11 protein-coding genes are annotated in these 20,251 nt (G+C 67.6%); 3 read left to right on the top strand and 8 right to left on the bottom strand.

The features are described 5' to 3' along the window. Positions 1-28: 28 nt before the first annotated feature. Together rfbA and rfbC are read left to right on the top strand one after the other, a co-directional pair. Positions 29-904, top strand: coding sequence for a glucose-1-phosphate thymidylyltransferase RfbA (gene rfbA / locus ACWGDE_RS08250; protein ID WP_453388180.1), 876 nt, complete (start codon positions 29-31; stop codon positions 902-904). Continuing rightward, positions 901-1,500 carry a dTDP-4-dehydrorhamnose 3,5-epimerase gene (gene rfbC, locus ACWGDE_RS08245; RefSeq protein ID WP_453388179.1) on the top strand — a complete coding sequence of 200 codons (600 nt, stop codon included), beginning with the start codon at positions 901-903 and terminating at the stop codon, positions 1,498-1,500. The genes rfbA and rfbC overlap by 4 nt, the downstream gene beginning before the upstream one ends. A gap of 192 nt (positions 1,501-1,692) precedes the next feature. Here rfbC and tuf read toward each other — a convergent pair whose 3' ends face one another. From tuf to rpsL, 4 genes are all read right to left on the bottom strand, one after another. Continuing rightward, complete coding sequence (tuf, locus tag ACWGDE_RS08240; RefSeq protein ID WP_363180120.1) at positions 1,693-2,886, bottom strand: elongation factor Tu; 1,194 nt, start codon at positions 2,884-2,886, stop codon at positions 1,693-1,695. Between the two features lie 151 nt (positions 2,887-3,037). After that, positions 3,038-5,164: an elongation factor G gene (gene fusA, locus ACWGDE_RS08235; protein WP_453388178.1), complete on the bottom strand. Its 2,127-nt coding sequence runs from the start codon at positions 5,162-5,164 to the stop codon at positions 3,038-3,040. A 39-nt stretch (positions 5,165-5,203) separates the two neighbouring features. Further along, positions 5,204-5,674: a 30S ribosomal protein S7 gene (gene rpsG / locus ACWGDE_RS08230; RefSeq protein WP_007265894.1), complete on the bottom strand. Its 471-nt coding sequence runs from the start codon at positions 5,672-5,674 to the stop codon at positions 5,204-5,206. 2 nt (positions 5,675-5,676) lie between these two features. After that, positions 5,677-6,048, bottom strand: a complete 372-nt coding sequence (rpsL, locus tag ACWGDE_RS08225; protein WP_007265893.1) for a 30S ribosomal protein S12 — start codon at positions 6,046-6,048, stop codon at positions 5,677-5,679. A gap of 2,272 nt (positions 6,049-8,320) precedes the next feature. Between rpsL and ACWGDE_RS08220 the strand changes: the two genes are divergently transcribed. After that, entirely contained in the window at positions 8,321-10,771 is a 2,451-nt protein-coding gene (locus tag ACWGDE_RS08220) for a YfhO family protein (RefSeq protein WP_453388188.1), read from the top strand. A gap of 110 nt (positions 10,772-10,881) precedes the next feature. On the opposite strand, the gene ACWGDE_RS08215 is transcribed toward ACWGDE_RS08220, so the two are convergent. The 4 genes from ACWGDE_RS08215 to rplJ all read right to left on the bottom strand — a co-directional run bounded on the left by ACWGDE_RS08215 (position 10,882) and on the right by rplJ (position 19,973). After that, positions 10,882-14,781, bottom strand: coding sequence for a DNA-directed RNA polymerase subunit beta' (locus ACWGDE_RS08215; protein ID WP_453388177.1), 3,900 nt, complete (start codon positions 14,779-14,781; stop codon positions 10,882-10,884). Positions 14,782-14,878: 97 nt separating this feature from the next. Then, complete coding sequence (gene rpoB / locus ACWGDE_RS08210) at positions 14,879-18,361, bottom strand: DNA-directed RNA polymerase subunit beta (RefSeq protein ID WP_453388176.1); 3,483 nt, start codon at positions 18,359-18,361, stop codon at positions 14,879-14,881. Between the two features lie 587 nt (positions 18,362-18,948). After that, entirely contained in the window at positions 18,949-19,332 is a 384-nt protein-coding gene (gene rplL, locus ACWGDE_RS08205; RefSeq protein ID WP_453388175.1) for a 50S ribosomal protein L7/L12, read from the bottom strand. 110 nt (positions 19,333-19,442) lie between these two features. Further along, positions 19,443-19,973, bottom strand: a complete 531-nt coding sequence (gene rplJ / locus ACWGDE_RS08200; RefSeq protein ID WP_453388174.1) for a 50S ribosomal protein L10 — start codon at positions 19,971-19,973, stop codon at positions 19,443-19,445. Between the last annotated feature and the right edge of the window lie 278 nt (positions 19,974-20,251).

Here is a 20,251-nt window from a genome sequence, read left to right as displayed (position 1 = left end):
TCCGGCGCTCTCGCATAGGGTTGGGCCCATGCGTGGAATTCTCTTGGCCGGCGGCACCGGATCACGACTCTGGCCGCTGACGCGGGCAGTGTCGAAGCAGCTGCTGCCCGTCTTCGACAAGCCGATGATCTACTACCCGCTCTCGACGCTGGTCATGGCCGGGATCAGCGAGATCCTCGTCATCACCACCCCGGACGACCGCGACCAGTTCGAGCGGCTGCTCGGCGACGGCTCGCAGTTCGGCATCCGGCTGGAGTACGCCGTCCAGGAGCGCCCCGAGGGCATCGCCCAGGCCTTCGTGCTCGGCGCCGACTTCATCGGGGACGACTCCGTCGCCCTGATCCTCGGCGACAACATCTTCCACGGCAGCGGCCTCGGCACGCGCCTGGCCGAACACACCGGCTCCAAGGGCGGCCGGGTCTTCGCGTACCCGGTGGCGGACCCGACGGCGTACGGCGTGGTCGAGTTCGACGAGAACGGCCAGGCCATCTCCATCGAGGAGAAGCCGGCCAAGCCCAAGTCCCGCTACGCGGTGCCGGGTCTGTACTTCTACGACAACCAGGTCGTGGAGATCGCCCGCAACCTCAAGCCCAGCGCCCGGGGCGAGCTGGAGATCACCGCCGTCAACGACGCGTACCTCCAGGCCGGTGAGCTGAATGTCACCATCCTCGACCGCGGTACCGCCTGGCTGGACACCGGCACCTTCGTCTCGATGGTGCAGGCCTCGGAGTTCGTGCGCGTGATCGAGGAGCGACAGGGCTTCAAGATCGGCTGCATCGAGGAAGCCGCCTGGCGTGCGGGTCTCATCGACTCCGCGCAGCTGCGTGCGCTGGCCGAGCCCCTCACCAAGAGCGGTTACGGGGACTACCTGATCGGCCTGCTCGAAGAGGAGGCCTCCCGGTGAAGTTCCGCGAACTCTCCATCGAGGGCGTCTTCGAGATAACCCCTCAGCAGCACGGCGACCCCCGCGGCATGTTCATGGAGTGGTACCGCTTCGACCGTCTCTCCGAGGTCGTCGGGCACCCGCTGAACCTGGCGCAGGCGAACATGTCGGTCTCCCAGCGCGGTGTGGTGCGCGGCATCCACTTCGCCGACGTGCCGCGCGGCCAGGCCAAGTACGTGACCTGCGTGCGCGGCGCCGTCCTCGACGTCATCGTGGACCTGCGGGTCGGCTCCCCGACCTTCGGCCGCTGGGAAGGCGTCCGGCTGGACGACGTGGACCGCCGCGCGGTCTACATCCCCGAGGGCATGGGCCACGGCTTCTGCGCGCTGACCGACGACGCCACGCTGTCCTACCTCTGCTCGGAGACGTACAACCCGACCGGTGAGCACTCGGTGCACCCGCTCGACCCGGACCTGGGCATCGACTGGCCGGCGGACGTCCCGCTGCTGTCCGCCCGTGACGAGGCCGCCCCGTCGCTGGCCGACGCCATCGCGTCGGGCCTGCTGCCGGAGCACGCCGCCTGCGTCGAGTTCACGGAGTCCCTGCGGGTGAAGTAACCGCCGCGCGCGAAGCGCCGTACAGGAGAGGGCCGCACCCCCACGGGTGCGGCCCTCTTCGCGTGCCCGCACCAGGACTTGGGGCGCGTACCCACGACGAAGGGCCCCTCCCCCGTCGCGTGAACGACGGGGAAGGGGCCCCTCTGTCAAACATGGTGCTCGATCGAACGAGCTACCAGGTCAGAACACGAATTACTTCGTGATCTTGGTGACCTGGCCGGCGCCCACGGTACGACCACCCTCACGGATGGCGAACTTCAGGCCCTCCTCCATGGCGACCGGCTGGATCAGCGCGACCGTCATCTCGGTGTTGTCGCCCGGCATGACCATCTCCGTGCCGGCCGGCAGGGTGACGACACCCGTGACGTCCGTGGTACGGAAGTAGAACTGCGGACGGTAGTTGTTGAAGAAGGGGGTGTGACGGCCACCCTCGTCCTTCGACAGGATGTAGGCCTGGGCCTCGAACTCGGTGTGCGGCGTGACCGAACCGGGCTTGATGATGACCTGGCCGCGCTCGACGTCCTCGCGCTTGATGCCACGGAGGAGCAGACCGACGTTCTCGCCCGCCTGGCCCTCGTCGAGCAGCTTGCGGAACATCTCGATACCGGTGACCGTGGTGGTGGTCTTGGTCTCCTTGATACCGATGATGTCGACGGTCTCGTTGACCTTCAGGACACCACGCTCGATACGACCGGTGACGACGGTGCCACGACCGGTGATCGTGAAGACGTCCTCGACGGGCATCAGGAACGGCAGGTCGGTGTCACGCGGCGGGGTCGGGATGGCCTCGTCGACAGCGGACATGAGGCCGAGAAGCTTCTCGCCCCACTCCTTGTCGCCCTCGAGCGCCTTGAGCGCCGAGACGCGGACGACCGGAAGGTCGTCGCCCGGGAACTCGTAGTCGGAGAGGAGCTCACGAACCTCGAGCTCGACGAGCTCCAGGATCTCCTCGTCGTCCACCATGTCGGCCTTGTTCAGGGCGACGACGATGTAGGGGACGCCGACCTGGCGGGCCAGGAGCACGTGCTCCTTGGTCTGCGGCATCGGGCCGTCGGTGGCGGCGACCACGAGGATCGCGCCGTCCATCTGCGCGGCACCGGTGATCATGTTCTTGATGTAGTCCGCGTGACCGGGGCAGTCGACGTGGGCGTAGTGACGCGCCTCGGTCTGGTACTCGACGTGCGCGATGGAGATGGTGATACCGCGCTGGCGCTCCTCAGGAGCCTTGTCGATCTGGTCGAAGGCCGAGGCCTCGTTCAGGTCCGGGTACGCGTCGTGCAGCACCTTGGTAATGGCGGCCGTGAGGGTCGTCTTACCGTGGTCAATGTGACCGATGGTGCCGATGTTGACGTGCGGCTTAGTCCGCTCGAACTTCGCCTTCGCCACGGGGGTCCTCCTGGAGAGTGGTTCTGTACGCCTTACTCATCGGCGCCAGGTGATCTTTGCTGGATAGCCGGTTCCCCCGGGGCAACGAGGAGGGTTGCTCCTGTTGCCCCAGAGGCTCCGGTGACAAGCCTAAAGCGTGTACTCGGAAGAGTTACTCGCCCTTGGCCTTCGCGATGATCTCCTCAGCGACGTTCCGGGGAACCTCGGCGTAGGAGTCGAACTGCATCGAGTAGCTGGCGCGACCCGAGGTCTTGCTGCGGAGGTCTCCGACGTAGCCGAACATCTCCGAAAGCGGCACGAGGCCCTTCACGATGCGAGCACCGTGACGCTCCTCCATGGCCTGAATCTGGCCACGGCGAGAGTTGATGTCACCGATGACATCACCCATGGACTCCTCGGGCGTGGTGACCTCAACGGCCATCATGGGCTCGAGCAGTACGGGGGACGCCTTGCGCGCGGCCTCCTTGAAGGCCTGCGAACCGGCGATCTTGAACGCGAGTTCGGAGGAGTCGACCTCGTGGTAGCCACCGTCGAGAAGAATGACGCGGACGCCAGTCATCTCGTAGCCGGCGAGGATGCCGAACTTCATGGCTTCCTGCGCACCGGCGTCGACCGACGGGATGTACTCCCGCGGGATACGACCACCGGTGACCTTGTTCACGAACTCGTACGCCGCTTCGCCGCCCTCGATGGGCTCGATCGCGATCTGCACCTTCGCGAACTGACCGGTACCACCGGTCTGCTTCTTGTGGGTGTAGTCGTGACGCTCGACGGCCGTACGGATCGTCTCGCGGTACGCGACCTGCGGCTTGCCGACGTTCGCCTCGACCTTGAACTCGCGACGCATGCGGTCGACGAGGATGTCGAGGTGAAGCTCGCCCATACCACCGATGATGGTCTGGCCGGTCTCCTCGTCCGAGTGAACCTGGAAGGAGGGGTCCTCCTCCGCGAGACGCTGGATGGCAACACCCAGCTTCTCCTGGTCACCCTTGGACTTGGGCTCGATGGCGACCTGAATAACCGGGGCCGGGAAGTCCATGGACTCCAGGATGACCGGGTTCTTCTCGTCACACAGCGTCTCACCAGTGGTGGTCTGCTTGAGGCCCATGACGGCGACGATGTCGCCCGCGCCCACCGAGTCGATCTCCTCACGCTTGTTCGCGTGCATGCGGTAGATCTTGCCGATGCGCTCCTTCTTGCCCTTGACGGAGTTCAGCACCGCGGTGCCGGCCTCCAGGCGACCGGAGTAGATCCGGACGAAGGTGAGCTTACCGAGGTGCGGGTCGCTCGCGATCTTGAACGCGAGGGCCGACAGCGGCTCGGCGTCCGACGGCTTGCGCTTGACGACGACCTCGGCGTCCTTGACGTCGTGGCCTTCGATGGCCTCCACGTCCAGGGGCGAGGGGAGGTAGCGCACGACCGCGTCGAGCAGGGGCTGGACGCCCTTGTTCTTGAACGCGGTACCGCAGAACACGGGGGTGACGGTGGTGCCGCCACCCTTGCCCGACGCGATGGTGATACGACGCACGGCCGCGTAGAGCTGCTCCTCGGTGGGCTCGACGCCCTCGAGGAAGAGCTCCATCAGCTGGTCGTCGTTCTCCGCGACGGCCTCGACCATCTTCGCGCGCCATTCCTCGGCGAGCTCGGTGTGCGAGGCGGGGATGTCGACGACGTCGTACATCTCGCCCTTGGAGGCCTCGGCGGACCAGACAAGGGCCTTCATGCGGACCAGGTCGACGACGCCCTGGAAGTCCATCTCGGCGCCGATCGGCAGCTGCATCACGATCGGGGTGGCGCCGAGGCGGTCCGTGATCATGTCGACACAGCGGAAGAACTCGGCACCGGTGCGGTCGAGCTTGTTGACGAAGCAGATGCGCGGGACGCCGTAGCGGTCCGCCTGACGCCAAACGGTCTCGGACTGCGGCTCCACACCGGCGACACCGTCGAACACGGTGACGGCACCGTCGAGGACGCGGAGCGAACGCTCCACCTCGACCGTGAAGTCAACGTGACCCGGGGTGTCGATGATGTTGATGGTGTGGTCGACGTCCTCGAGCGGCCAGTGGCAGGTCGTCGCGGCGGACGTGATCGTGATGCCGCGCTCCTGCTCCTGCTCCATCCAGTCCATCGTGGCAGCGCCGTCGTGGACTTCACCGATCTTGTAAGACACACCGGTGTAGAACAGGATGCGCTCGGTGGTGGTCGTCTTGCCCGCGTCGATGTGGGCCATGATGCCGATGTTGCGCACCTTGGCCAGGTCAAGCGAAGTGGTAGCCATATCGGCTCAGTCTTCTCTCGGTCTCGATGTGGGTTGGGACTACCAGCGGTAGTGCGCGAAGGCCTTGTTGGACTCGGCCATCTTGTGCGTGTCCTCACGCTTCTTGACGGCAGCGCCAAGACCGTTCGAGGCGTCGAGCAGCTCGTTCATGAGGCGCTCGGTCATGGTCTTCTCACGACGGGCGCGGGAGTAACCCACGAGCCAGCGGAGCGCCAGGGTCGACTGACGACCCGGCTTGACCTCGACGGGGACCTGGTAGGTCGCGCCACCGACACGGCGGGACTTGACCTCGAGGGACGGCTTGACGTTCTCCAGCGCGCGCTTCAGCGTGATGACCGGGTCGTTGCCGGTCTTCTCGCGGAGGCCTTCCATGGCGCCGTAAACGATGCGCTCGGCGGTGGAGCGCTTGCCGTTCAGGAGGATCTTGTTGATGAGCGACGTCACCAGGGGAGATGCGTAGACCGGGTCGATGATGACCGGGCGCTTCGGGGCGGGGCCCTTACGAGGCATTTCTACTTCTCCTTCTTGGCGCCGTAGCGGCTGCGGGCCTGCTTGCGGTTCTTGACAGCCTGGGTGTCAAGCGCACCGCGGATGATCTTGTAACGAACACCCGGCAGGTCCTTCACACGGCCACCACGCACGAGCACGATCGAGTGCTCCTGCAGGTTGTGTCCCTCACCCGGAATGTAAGCGGTGACCTCGATGCCGGAGGTCAGACGCACACGCGCGACCTTACGGAGCGCCGAGTTCGGCTTCTTCGGGGTGGTCGTGAACACACGCGTGCAGACACCGCGACGCTGGGGCGAGGCCTCAAGCGCGGGGGTCTTTGTCTTCTCGACCTTGTCCTGCCGGCCCTTACGGACCAGCTGCTGGATCGTAGGCACTACTTCTCCGGTTTCTGTGTGCCGTGTAGTGAAGCTAACCTGGAACATTTGCCGACCCACGCGGTCGGGTGTGTCGGATCCGGCGGACCTCCACGCAAGCGTGGAAACGCATGAATCGCAGTGGCCGATACGGCTCAAGTGCGGTTGATGGACACGCACAGGAGCCCAGGCACACCCCAGGCACAAGGTCTGAGCGTACCTACCGCATCCACTCCGGTCAAAACAAAAGCCCCGACCCCACACCACCGAAGGACCCGCAGGCCAGCAGCCCCAAGGCCGAACCCCACCCGCACCCCCTCCGATGTGCGCATGTGGCGCAGGTGTGCTAGGCACCGACCCCCACAGCACCCCGCCCGGGGCCCACCCCCACCCCCGGCGACCGCCTTCACAGCCCCCGGAACCAACACCGCCCCGCCGACCTGCGTGGCCCGGCTCGGCGGAAGAGCCCGCATGCACCGCAGGCCTGCGAGGACCGGGCTCGGCGGAGGAGCCCGCCAACGCCCCGGGCCTGCGAGGACCCGGCTCCGCGCAGGGACCGCTGGGAGGTACCGAGCCCCCGGCTCCGCCCCAGACCCCGCGCAACGGCGACGCACGTCCCCACAGCGCGGCACCACAACCAAGCCCGCCGTGGAGGGGGCGCGCCACAGCCGCCTGCCCACAAAGGACGCGCCGCTCCTGCGGCCGGCCCGGCAGCGGACCTCCCGCCCTGTTGGTCCACGAGGAGCCCGCCGCCGTGGTGGGCCGCCCCGCTCCCCTATCCGTCGAGATTGCGGACGCCGCCAGTCCGCGGGACCTGGCGGACGGGCCCGACACCCGCTAGTAGCGCCCCACGCAGGACGGCCCCAAAGCGCGCACACCCCGCACCGCGCGGTCCTCTACGTCGTACGGGACCGACCGGACCCCCGGCGCCGCCCTCACCCCTGGTCGCTCTGATCCGTACCGCCACCCACCCGGAGCGCGCCGACCCGTGGTGGGGCGGACCCGTCCGGACAGAACCCGGAGGAGCAGCAGCCGAGGCCCGGTCACTCGGCAGCCAGGCGAAGACGTCCGACTCCTCCCCGGACCGCCGGCGCACGCACACAGGCATCACGGACCGGGCGGGCCCGGCCCCGCGCCCCCCTTACCCCGTTCCCCCACGGCTGCGCCACGACCCGAGGGCCCGCAGAGCCCTGGCAACGCCACCGCCCGCCGTCCACAGAGCCCCGGCGACGCTGCCCCGGCACCGTGGGGCCCAGCCCGACGCCACCCCAGTACCCACATGACCACGGCGGCACATCCACCCGGACTGGCGGGGCTGTACCGACACCCCCATGGGCCAACGGGGCCGCGGGGGCGGCGAGGCCGCGGGGGCGGCGGGCCTGCCTGGCCGTGGGGTCGACAGGGCCGTGGGGCAAACAGTGCCACGCGGCCCACAGACCCACAGGCCCACGCGGCTGGCGGGGACGCGCGGCCGGCGGAACTGGCGGAGCTGGTAGGGACGCGCGGTCGGCGGAGTCGACGTGCCGGCGTCCTCACCGCGAGCCCGGCCCGGCCCATCCAGCCCGGCCCATCCAGCCCGCCCCATCCAGCCCCGCCGGCGTTTGAGGCGCGGGGCCTGGGGCGGAGCCCCAGCAGCGGCGGTGCACCCGACCCGTAGCCCGAGCACCACACCGCGCCCGGTACCCGCCGAACGGCACAGCGATCCGCCACACCGTCAGCAGCGGTACGCACAGCGCGTCGCGCCGACCGCGACGGCTGCGCCAAGCCACCCGGCCAGCCCTGCCACACCGTCATCGACAAGACCGGACAGACCGGCACATCACACCTGGCAGGCCAGGGCCACATCTCCCCGCCGGTCCCGGCGACGCCGACGACGACGCCGACATCCCGCCCCCGCGGCCGTCGCCCGGTCCGCTCAACGACACCGACGGCAACGCCCACTTCCACGGCTCGAGAGCGTCAACCTCGATGGCAGCCCCTGCCCGACGACCGGACCGACCGGACCGACCGGACCGACCGGCCCGACCGGAGAACCCGTCAACTCCCGGACCCCGAATTCCATCTGAACACCCTTGAGCGGACCACCCACCCACCCGCCACCCCCGCCACCGCCATGACGGCCCGCCAGGTCACCACCCGGCACCGCCCCGTGCCCGACGGGCCCAACCCACCCCCGGCCCCCGGGCATCCCCCCTCCTCACCGACCTAGACTGACGATCCGGGGACCGACCAACCTCCGTGCGCGACAACAGCAACAGCGGCAGACCAGCAGGGGAGCAAGGCATTGGGGACCGTGGCCGTGGAGCCCGCGAAGCGAAGCAGTCCGCCCCCCGGTCAGGACCGCCCGGTCCCCCACCGCGCCGCCCGCGCGTACGGCCCGCTCCTCGCCTTCCTCCTCACCTCCGGTGCCTTCTGCGCCTCTTGGGTCGCCCGGGGCACCTTCCCCTTCGGCGACACCGGCCGCGCCATCAACGACCAGGCCAACCAGTACGTGCCCTTCCACCGGGCGTTGTGGGACCTGGTGCACGGTCAGGCGGCCGGTGACGTCCTGTTCACCTGGCGCGGCGGCTTCGGCCAGCAGTTCCTGTCGGACTACTACACGTACCTCGGCAACCCCTTCTCCTGGCTGGCCGTCCTCGTCCCCCGCGCCAACGTGGACCTCGCGGTCTTCGCCGTCACCCCGGTCACGATGGGCGCCGCCGCCGCCGTGATGACCGTGTACCTCGGCAAGCTGCACCCCGGCCCGTGGTGGCAGCGGGGCGTGCTCGGAGCCGTGTACGGCCTCTGCGGCTGGGCCCTCAGCGACGCCTCGTACATCCCCATGTGGCTGTGGGGCCTGGTGGCCCTCCCGCTCCTCGGCATCGCCGTCGAGTGGTGCCTGGAGCAGCGCCGCTGGCCCGGGGTGGCGCTGCTCGTCGCGCTCGCCTGGTTCGGGAACTTCTACACCGCGATGATGGCGACGATGGCCGCCTGCGTCCTGCTCGCCGTCCGCCTGGTCGTCCTCGACATGACCGGCGCGCAGCGGCTGCGCGCCGTGTGGCGGGCCGGGACGGCCGCCGCGACGGGCATCCTGCTCACGCTCCCGCTCCTCCTGCCGTCGTTCCTCTCCAGCGGGGCCGCGCAGCCCACCAGGGCGGCCGCGTTCGATCCGGTGCGGATCGAGCTCTTCCTGACGGGCATGCTCCCCGGCACCTACCTGTGGGGCGGCCGTCCCCGGCTGTACGTGGCCTCCCTCGGCCTGATCCTGGCCGGGTCCTTCCTCCTCAACACGGCCGTCGCGCGCAGGACCCGCCTGGTGTGGGCGGCCGCGACGCTCCTCGTCGTCCTCTCCTTCCAGTTCCCGCCCACCCAGTACGTGTGGCACGGGCTGGCGGTGCCCAACGGCAACCCCTACCGCGAGGCCTTCGTCTTCAGCGGGATGGTCGTGGTGATCGCCTGGCTGTCGCTGGCCAACCGGCCGCGCCCGCTGCACCTGGCGCTGACCGCCGGCCTGCTGGTCGCCGCCACCTTCGTGCTCCGGCACACCGACGACTTCGGCGGCACGACCTGGGCCGCGGTGCTCGGCGGCGGCTCGGTGTCACTTCTCGCCCTGGTCCTGCTGGCGCTCGGCGAGAAGCGCCGCGTACTGGTCCCCGTGGCCGCCGTCCTGATGGTCGGGGTCGTCTTCGCCGAGTCCACGGCCGCCGCGGCCAACGCCGACGCCCGCCGCTCGCGCGAGCGCTGGGCGACGCCGGCCGTCACCTCCAGCGATTCGATCACCCGCCACTTCGAGGCGGTCCGCTCCGTGGACGGCTGGCCCGCATACCGGACGGACTCGGGTTCGCCGCAGACGTACAACGACGCGCTCGCCCTCCGCGCGGAGGGCCCGCAGTACTACAGCAGCTACCTGCCCGAGGTCACCTTCAAGGCACTCGAACCGCTCGGCTACGGCTACAAGAACGACGGCCGGACCATCTTCGGCGTCGACAACCCCGTCCTCGACGCGATCTTCGCGATCGGCGCGCGGGTCGGGCCCGGGTCCGCCCCGGACACCTGGACCGGCTCGAAGTTCCCGGCCCCGCCGCTGGTCACCGTCCGCACCGGCGACCACACCTCCCCCAACCCGGCCGACAGCGTCTACGCCCACCAGGAGGACGTACTCGGCGCCACCGTCTACGAGGTCCCGCAGGTCACCCGCGGCGGCAGCGCCGAGGAGCAGACCTACTCCGCTCGCTGCACCCCCGGCTCCACGGCCTTCTGGTACTCCCCCGCCCTCTACGGCACCCTCTCCTCCGGCGGCACCGACAGGCCCCTGTACGACCGCATGACGGGCGTCCAGGGCATCGGCGAGGTCCCCGCCTCCGGCCGGCTCGACGTGACCGTGAGGACCAGTACGCAGAACGCCACCGCCGGCGAGCACCCCTTCGGCTGCCTGGACCGGGCCGCGCTCACCAAGGCCGTCGCCCGCCTCACCGCCACGGGCGCCACGGACGTCGCCGCGGGCGGCCACACCATCGCGGCCACCCTCCCGAAGGGCTCCACCGGCACCGCGGTCTTCGCCATGACGAACGTCCCCGGCTGGCAGTGCACGGCTCCCGTGCAGGACTTCCACGGTCTCGTATCGGTGGCCCTGAAGCCGGGCACCACGAAGGTCTCCTGCACCTTCACGCCCAGGGGTTTCCACGCGGGTCTGTCGGCCGGCGCACTCGGCCTGATGCTCCTGGCCGCGGGCACGGTGGCCGGGGTGCGCCGCCGCCGCACCTGACCTCCCCCGCACCGGGCCGCGGCCGAACCCCGCGTCCCCAGTGGGAACGAAGAAGCCCCCCGCCTCTCCTCTCGGAGCGGCGGGGGGCTTCTTCGTACTACCTACTGGACTCAGCCGTTGTACGGGCCGTAGTCGTAGTCCTCCAGCGGGACAGCCTGGCCGGAGCCGGTGCCGAAGGGCGAGTAGTCGATGTCGTCGTAGCCGACGGCCGAGTACATCGCGGCCTTGGCTTCCTCGGTCGGCTCGACCCGGATGTTGCGGTAGCGGGCGAGGCCCGTACCGGCCGGGATGAGCTTACCGATGATGACGTTCTCCTTGAGGCCGATCAGGGAGTCGGACTTGGCGTTGATCGCCGCGTCCGTCAGAACCCTGGTCGTCTCCTGGAAGGACGCCGCCGACAGCCAGGACTCGGTCGCGAGCGAGGCCTTGGTGATACCCATCAGCTGCGGACGGCCGGAGGCGGGGTGACCGCCCTCGGTGACCACACGACGGTTCTCGGTCTCGAACTTCGACCGCTCGACCAGCTCGCCCGGCAGGAGCTCCGCGTCGCCGGACTCGATGATCGTCACGCGGCGCAGCATCTGCCGGATGATGATCTCGATGTGCTTGTCGTGGATCGACACGCCCTGCGAGTTGTAGACCTTCTGGACTTCGCCGACCAGGTGGACCTGGACCGCACGCTGGCCGAGGATGCGCAGCACGTCGTGCGGGTTGGTGGCACCCATGGTCAGCTTCTGGCCAACCTCGACGTGGTCGCCCTCGCCGACGATGACCTTGGCGCGCTTGGAGATCGGGAAGGCCGTCTCCTCGCTGCCGTCGTCGGGCGTGATGACGATCTTCTTCGTCTTCTCGGTCTCCTCGATCCGCACGCGACCGGCGGCCTCGGAGATCGGGGCGACACCCTTCGGGGTACGGGCCTCGAAGAGCTCGACGACACGCGGCAGACCCTGCGTGATGTCGTCACCGGCCACACCACCGGTGTGGAAGGTACGCATCGTCAGCTGGGTACCGGGCTCACCGATGGACTGGGCGGCGATGATGCCGACCGCCTCACCGATGTCGACCAGCTTGCCGGTGGCGAGCGAGCGTCCGTAGCAGAAGGCACAGGTGCCGACCGCGGACTCACAGGTCAGGACCGAGCGGGTCTTGACCTCCTCGACGCCGTTGGCGACCAGGGCGTCGATCAGGACGTCACCGAGGTCGACGTTGGCCGGCGCGATGACCTTGCCGTCGATGACGACGTCCTCGGCCAGCATGCGGGCGTAGATCGAGGTCTCGACGTCGTCGGCCTTGCGCAGCGCGCCGTCCTCGCCGCGAACGGCGATCTTCAGCTTCAGACCGCGCTCGGTGCCGCAGTCCTCCTCGCGGATGATGACGTCCTGCGAGACGTCCACCAGACGACGGGTGAGGTAACCCGAGTCGGCGGTACGCAGGGCGGTGTCCGCCAGACCCTTACGGGCACCGTGCGTGGAGATGAAGTACTCCAGAACGGTGAGGCCCTCACGGAAGGACGCCTTGATCGGACGCGGGATGGTCTCGTTCTTCGCGTTCGACACCAGACCACGCATACCGGCGATCTGTCGCATCTGCATCATGTTTCCTCGGGCACCCGAGTCAACCATCATGAAGATGGGGTTCGTCTTGGGGAAGTTCGCGTTCATCGCCTCGGCAACCTCGTTGGTCGCCTTGGTCCAGATCGCGATGAGCTCCTGCGTGCGCTCGTCCTTGGTGATCAGACCGCGCTCGTACTGCTTCTGGACTTTCTCGTCCATCGCCTCGTAGCCCGCGACGATGGCCTTCTTGGCCTCGGGCACGACGACGTCGGAGATGGCCACGGTGACGCCCGAACGGGTCGCCCAGTGGAAGCCGGCCGCCTTCAGGTTGTCGAGCGTCGCCGCCACGATGACCTTGGGGTAGCGCTCCGCCAGGTCGTTGACGATCTCGGAGAGCTGCTTCTTGCCCACCGAGTAGTCGACGAACGGGTAGTCCTCGGGCAGCAGCTCGTTGAAGAGCGCGCGGCCCAGGGTGGTGCGCAGACGGAAGCTGTCGCCCGGCTGGAACTCCTGCTCGCCCTCTTCGGCGACCGGGGCCACCCAGCCGCGCGGCGGGATGGTGCCCACCGGGAAGCGGATGTCGACGGCCGACTGGAGAGCCAGCTCACCGTTGTCGAACGCCATGGTCGCCTCGGCGGTCGAGCCGAACGCGCGGCCCTCGCCCTTGACGTCACGGAGCTCGCCGTCGGTGGTGAGGAAGAACAGACCCAGCACCATGTCCTGGGTCGGCATGGTGACGGGACGACCGTCTGCCGGCTTCAGGATGTTGTTCGAGGACAGCATCAGGATGCGGGCCTCGGCCTGCGCCTCTGCCGAAAGCGGCAGGTGCACGGCCATCTGGTCACCGTCGAAGTCCGCGTTGAACGCGGTGCAGACGAGCGGGTGGATCTGGATGGCCTTGCCTTCGACCAGCTGGGGCTCGAAGGCCTGGATGCCGAGGCGGTGCAGCGTGGGCGCACGGTTCAGGAGAACCGGGTGCTCGGCGATGACCTCTTCGAGCACGTCGTAGACGACCGTGCGGCCGCGCTCGACCATGCGCTTCGCCGACTTGATGTTCTGCGCGTGGTTCAGGTCGACCAGGCGCTTCATCACGAACGGCTTGAAGAGCTCCAGCGCCATGGCCTTGGGCAGACCACACTGGTGCAGCTTCAGCTGCGGACCGACGACGATCACGGAACGCGCGGAGTAGTCCACGCGCTTGCCGAGGAGGTTCTGACGGAATCGACCCTGCTTGCCCTTGAGCATGTCGCTCAGGGACTTCAGCGGACGGTTACCGGGACCGGTCACCGGACGACCACGACGACCGTTGTCGAAGAGGGCGTCGACGGCCTCCTGGAGCATGCGCTTCTCGTTGTTCACGATGATCTCGGGGGCACCGAGGTCGAGAAGGCGCTTCAGACGGTTGTTGCGGTTGATCACGCGGCGGTACAGGTCGTTCAGGTCGGAGGTCGCGAAGCGGCCACCGTCCAGCTGCACCATCGGACGAAGGTCCGGCGGGATCACCGGCACGCAGTCCAGAACCATGCCCTTGGGCTTGTTGCTGGTCTGCAGGAACGCGGAGACGACCTTGAGGCGCTTGAGCGCACGGGTCTTCTTCTGGCCCTTGCCGGTACGGATGATCTCGCGGAGGCGCTCGGCCTCCTCGTCGAGGTCGAAGGACTCCAGACGCTTCTGGAGCGCCGCGGCGCCCATGCAGCCGTCGAAGTACGTACCGAAGCGGTCGCGCAGCTCGCGGTAGAGCAGCTCGTCGCCCTCGAGGTCCTGGACCTTGAGGTTCTTGAAGCGGGCCCACACCTCGTCGAGGCGGTCGATCTCGCGCTGGGCGCGGTCACGGAGCTGCTTCATCTCGCGCTCGGCACCTTCGCGCACCTTGCGGCGTACGTCGGCCTTCGCGCCCTCGGCCTCGAGCTCGGCCAGGTCGGTCTCGAGCTTCTTGGCACGGCCTTCGAGGTCCGCGTCGCGGCGGTTCTCGATCTGCTGGCGCTCGACGGAGACGTGCGCCTCCAGGGACGGGAGGTCGCGGGTGCGGCGCTCGTCGTCCACGAACGTGATCATGTACGCGGCGAAGTAGATGACCTTCTCGAGGTCCTTCGGCGCGAGGTCCAGCAGGTAGCCCAGTCGCGACGGGACGCCCTTGAAGTACCAGATGTGGGTGACGGGAGCGGCAAGCTCGATGTGGCCCATCCGCTCGCGGCGCACCTTGGCGCGCGTGACTTCGACGCCACAACGCTCACAGATGATGCCCTTGAAGCGGACACGCTTGTACTTGCCGCAGTAGCACTCCCAGTCCCGGGTAGGACCGAAGATCTTCTCGCAGAAGAGTCCGTCCTTCTCGGGCTTGAGGGTGCGGTAGTTGATGGTCTCCGGCTTCTTGACCTCGCCGTGCGACCAGGTTCGGATGTCGTCCGCGGTGGCAAGGCCGATCCGCAGCTCGTCGAAGAAGTTGACGTCGAGCACTGTGCGTCAATCCCTCTTTCGGGGTCGAGTCTCAATCATGGTCTGAACGGTCCCGGGGATGACGGGGGGCTCTTGAGCGAGCCCCCCGTCAGGCCCGTCAGACCTCTTCGACGCTGCTCGGCTCACGCCGGGACAGGTCGATACCGAGCTCCTCCGCCGCGCGGAAGACGTCCTCGTCGGTGTCGCGCATCTCGATGGACATGCCGTCCGAGGACAGCACCTCCACGTTGAGGCAGAGCGACTGCATTTCCTTGATGAGCACCTTGAAGGACTCGGGAATGCCCGGCTCGGGGATGTTCTCGCCCTTGACGATGGCCTCGTAGACCTTCACGCGACCGGTGACGTCATCGGACTTGATGGTCAGGAGCTCCTGGAGGGCGTAAGCGGCGCCATAAGCCTCGAGCGCCCACACCTCCATCTCACCGAAGCGCTGGCCACCGAACTGCGCCTTACCACCCAGCGGCTGCTGCGTGATCATCGAGTACGGACCGGTCGACCGAGCGTGGAGCTTGTCGTCGACCAGGTGGTGGAGCTTGAGGATGTACATGTAGCCGACCGAGACCGGCTCCGGGAACGGCTCGCCGGAGCGGCCGTCGAACAGACGCGCCTTGCCGGACGGGAGGACCAGGCGGTCACCGTCGCGGTTCGGGATGGTGTGCTCGAACAGGCCAGCGAGTTCGTCCTCGCGGGCACCGTCGAACACGGGGGTGGCGACGTTGGTGCCGGGCTCGACGCGGTCGGCGCCGATGGCCTTCAGTCGCTCGGCCCACTCCTCCGCGAGGCCGGAGACGTCCCAGCCGCGGCTGGCGAGCCAGCCGAGGTGGATCTCCAGGACCTGTCCCGGGTTCATTCGGGACGGGACACCCAGCGGGTTCAGGATGATGTCGACCGGCGTGCCGTCCTCAAGGAAGGGCATGTCCTCGATCGGAAGGATCTTGGAGATGACACCCTTGTTGCCGTGGCGGCCGGCGAGCTTGTCACCGTCGGTGATCTTGCGCTTCTGGGCGACGTAGACGCGGACCAGCTGGTTCACGCCCGGAGGAAGCTCGTCGCCCTCCTCGCGGTCGAAGACGCGGACACCGATGACCTTGCCGATCTCACCGTGAGGGACCTTGAGCGAGGTGTCACGCACCTCGCGGGCCTTCTCACCGAAGATCGCGCGGAGCAGGCGCTCCTCCGGGGTCAGCTCGGTCTCACCCTTGGGCGTGACCTTGCCGACCAGGATGTCGCCGGCGACGACGTCCGCACCGATGCGGATGATGCCGCGCTCGTCGAGGTCCGCCAGGACCTCCTCGGAGACGTTCGGGATGTCCCGGGTGATCTCCTCGGGGCCCAGCTTGGTGTCACGGGCGTCGACCTCGTGCTCCTCGATGTGGATCGAGGAGAGGACGTCGTCCTGCACGAGGCGCTGCGACAGGATGATCGCGTCCTCGTAGTTGTGGCCTTCCCAGGGCATGAACGCGACGAGCAGGTTCTTGCCGAGGGCCATTTCGCCCTCTTCGGTCGCCGGACCGTCGGCGAGCACCTGCGCCTCGATGATGCGGTCACCCTCGTTGACGATGACCTTCTGGTTGACCGAGGTGCCCTGGTTCGAGCGGGAGAACTTGGCGACGCGGTACGTGGTGTACGTGCCGTCGTCGTTGGCGACGGTGATGTAGTCGGCCGAGACCTCCTGGACGACACCGTCCTTCTCCGCCTTGATCGAGTCACCGGCGTCGACCGCACAGCGGTACTCCATGCCGGTGCCGACGAGCGGCGCCTCCGCCTTGATGAGCGGAACGGCCTGGCGCATCATGTTCGCGCCCATGAGGGCACGGTTGGCGTCGTCGTGCTCGAGGAAGGGGATCATCGCGGTCGCGACGGACACCATCTGGCGCGGGGAGACGTCCATGTAGTCGACGTCGTCGCCGGCGATGTAGTCGATCTCGCCGCCACGACGGCGGACCAGCACGCGGTTCTCGGTGAAGCGCATCTCGTCGTTCAGGCCGGCGTTGGCCTGGGCGATGACGAAGCGGTCTTCCTCGTCGGCCGTCAGGTAGTCGACGTCGTCGGTGACGACACCGTCGATGACCTTGCGGTACGGGGTCTCGACGAAACCGAACGCGTTGACGCGACCGTAGGACGCGAGCGAGCCGATCAGACCGATGTTCGGGCCTTCAGGGGTCTCGATCGGGCACATGCGGCCGTAGTGCGACGGGTGAACGTCTCGGACCTCGAAGCCGGCCCGCTCACGGGACAGACCACCGGGACCAAGCGCCGACAGACGGCGCTTGTGGGTGAGACCCGACAGCGGGTTGTTCTGGTCCATGAACTGCGACAGCTGGCTGGTGCCGAAGAACTCCTTGATGGAGGCGACGACCGGCCGGATGTTGATCAGGGTCTGCGGCGTGATCGCCTCGACGTCCTGGGTCGTCATCCGCTCGCGGACGACGCGCTCCATACGAGCCAGACCCGTGCGGACCTGGTTCTGGATGAGCTCGCCGACGTTGCGCAGACGACGGTTGCCGAAGTGGTCGATGTCGTCGGTCTCGACGACGATCGAACGACCGGACTCGCCGGTCGTCTCGGTCTCACCGGCGTGCAGCTTGACCAGGTACTTGATGGTCGCGATGACGTCGTCGGTGGTGAGCACGCCGGCGTCCAGCGGCTCGTCCGCGCCGAGCTTCTTGTTCACCTTGTAGCGGCCGACCTTCGCGAGGTCGTAGCGCTTCGGGTTGAAGTAGAGGTTCTCGAGCAGCGTCTGAGCGGCCTCGCGGGTCGGCGGTTCGCCCGGACGCAGCTTGCGGTAGATGTCGAGCAGCGCGTCGTCCTGGCCCTGTGTGTGGTCCTTCTCCAGGGTGGCGCGCATGGACTCGTACTCGCCGAACTCCTCGAGGATCTGCTCGGTGGTCCAGCCGAGAGCCTTCAGGAGGACGGTGACGGACTGCTTGCGCTTGCGGTCGATGCGGACACCGACCATGTCGCGCTTGTCGATCTCCATCTCCAGCCAGGCACCCCGGGACGGGATGATCTTGGCGGAGAAGATGTCCTTGTCGGACGTCTTGTCGATCGAGGAGTCGAAGTAGACACCAGGGGAACGGACCAGCTGCGACACGACGACACGCTCGGTGCCGTTGATGACGAAGGTGCCCTTGTTGGTCATGAGCGGGAAGTCGCCCATGAAGACCGTCTGAGACTTGATCTCTCCGGTCTCGTTGTTCGTGAACTCGGCGGTGACGAAGAGCGGCGCCGCGAACGTGAAGTCGCGCTCCTTGCACTCGTCGACCGAGTTCTTCGCCGGCTCGAAACGGTGGTCGCGGAACGTCAGCGACATCGACCCGGAGAAGTCCTCGATCGGCGAGATCTCCTCGAAGATCTCTTCCAGACCGGACTTGGTGGGAACGTCCTGTCCGCTCTCAAGCGCCGACTCGACGCGAGACTTCCAGGCGGCGTTGCCGAGCAGCCAGTCAAAGCTCTCGGTCTGCAGCGCCAGGAGGTTCGGAACCTCGAGGGGCTCCTTGATCTTTGCAAAGGAGATGCGCAGCGGGGCGGTGCTGGCACCGTTGTTCGTATTGGTCGAGGCGTTGCGCGAGGCGGCCAAGAGGGGGTCCTTCCGAGGGCTCGGACTCACTACGCGCGTACCGGTCCCAGCTGACACAGAAGACAAGCGACCCCGATCCGGCCAAAAAGACCAGGTCAGGACGATCAATCAAGTGTGCTCATGCGTGGGCATGCCCCTGGCGACGGGCAGGGGGCAGCTAACAGGCAGCGCAAAGGGTCAGTGTAGCCACTTGGCTCACTGATGTCCAGACCAGGTTTCCGGAAACCGGCAACAGGCCTTCCCCATGTCGTTTGAACACTGCGTCCAACGCTTCGGCTCCGCACACAGAGCGCGTAACAGTACTGCCCTCTTCGTAGTCGATCCATGCCCGATACCGACCCGATCCATGCCTCGGATCCCGGATCGAACGGCCGATCTCACGACGGATCTGAGAATTGCGCGCCGCGTCCCGTTCGTCAAGGCCCCCTGCTCCGTGCGGATCACCCTGGGACCCCGCTGCGGAGCAACGAAGATCACCCTACTCCCCAACGAGACAGGGGCAAGTCAGGCACTCTGGGTACGCCAAAGGGCGACCACCCTTACGGGTGATCGCCCTTGGTTGAGGCCTCAGAGAGGCCCCAGAGGTGTTACTTGACGGTCACAGACGCGCCGGCAGCCTTGAGGGACTCGGCAGCCTTGTCAGCGGCCTCCTTGGCGACCTTCTCGAGGATCGGCTTCGGAGCGCCGTCGACGAGGTCCTTGGCCTCCTTGAGGCCCAGGGAGGTGAGCTCGCGCACGACCTTGATGACCTGGATCTTCTTGTCACCGGCGCCATCGAGGATGACGTCGAACTCGTCCTGCTCCTCGGCGACGTCGGCAACCGGGCCACCGGCGGCGGGGCCGGCAACGGCGACGGCCGCGGCGGCGGTGACGTCGAACTTGTCCTCGAACGCCTTCACGAACTCGGAGAGCTCGATGAGGGTCATCTCCTCGAACTGGGCGAGGAGGTCGTCCTGAGAGAGCTTCGCCATGATGGGCGATCCTTCCACTAATTCGGCAGGTGCCGGATGTATAGAGAGGCGGGCGTAACGGCCCGCTGCGACCCGCGCACTAGGCGGCGCGGATCAATGCGCGAGCCGAATTACTCGGCACCGCCCTGCTCGGCGAGCTTGACGCGAAGCGCTTCCGCAGTGCGGACGAACTTCGACGGCAGCGCCTGGAAGAGCGAGGCAGCCTGAGACTGCTTGCCCTTGAACGCGCCGGCCAGCTTGCTGAGCAGAACCTCGCGGGACTCGAGGTCCGCAAGCTTCTTGATGTCATCGGCGGAGAGCGCCTTACCATCAAGGACACCCGCCTTGATGATCAGGTTGGGGTTTTCCTTGGCGAAGTCACGCAGGCTCTTCGCCGACTCCACCGGGTCACCGGTGATGAAGGCGACCGCGGTCGGACCAGCGAAGTGCTCGTCCAGCGCGGTGATCCCGGCCTGGTTGGCCGCAATCTTGGTCAGCGTGTTCTTCACCACGGCGTACTGGGCGTTCTCACCGAGGGAACGACGCAGCGTCTTGAGCTGCGCGACGGTGAGACCCCGGTACTCGGTCAGCACGGCGGCGTTCGAGCTCTGGAACGCGTCCTTGAGCTCGGCTACCGCGGCAGCCTTGTTGGGCGTCGGCATAGTGCGTCGGCCTCCTTCCGGGTGATGAGGACCGCTCAGAAGGGGCATAAATACGAAACGCCCCGGCGCAGGCGCCAGGGCGTAGCTCAACCGGAACGAATTCCGGGAACTTTCCAAGGTCACCTGCGCAGGACGTCCGCAGCTAGCGGATCCTTCGGCCACCGCACCCTTGCAGGCACGGCAACGACCAGCGGTCTTTGGCTTCTCCGGAAGCGTACGCGAACCACCCGATGTCAAGCAAATCCGCTCCACGGGCCCCTGGAGGCCCGGGGCGGATC

It is taken from the genome of Streptomyces sp. NPDC054956 (genome assembly GCF_053609185.1).
Note: the sequence above shows the minus strand (reverse complement) of the source record. Positions and strands in the feature narration are given on the sequence as shown.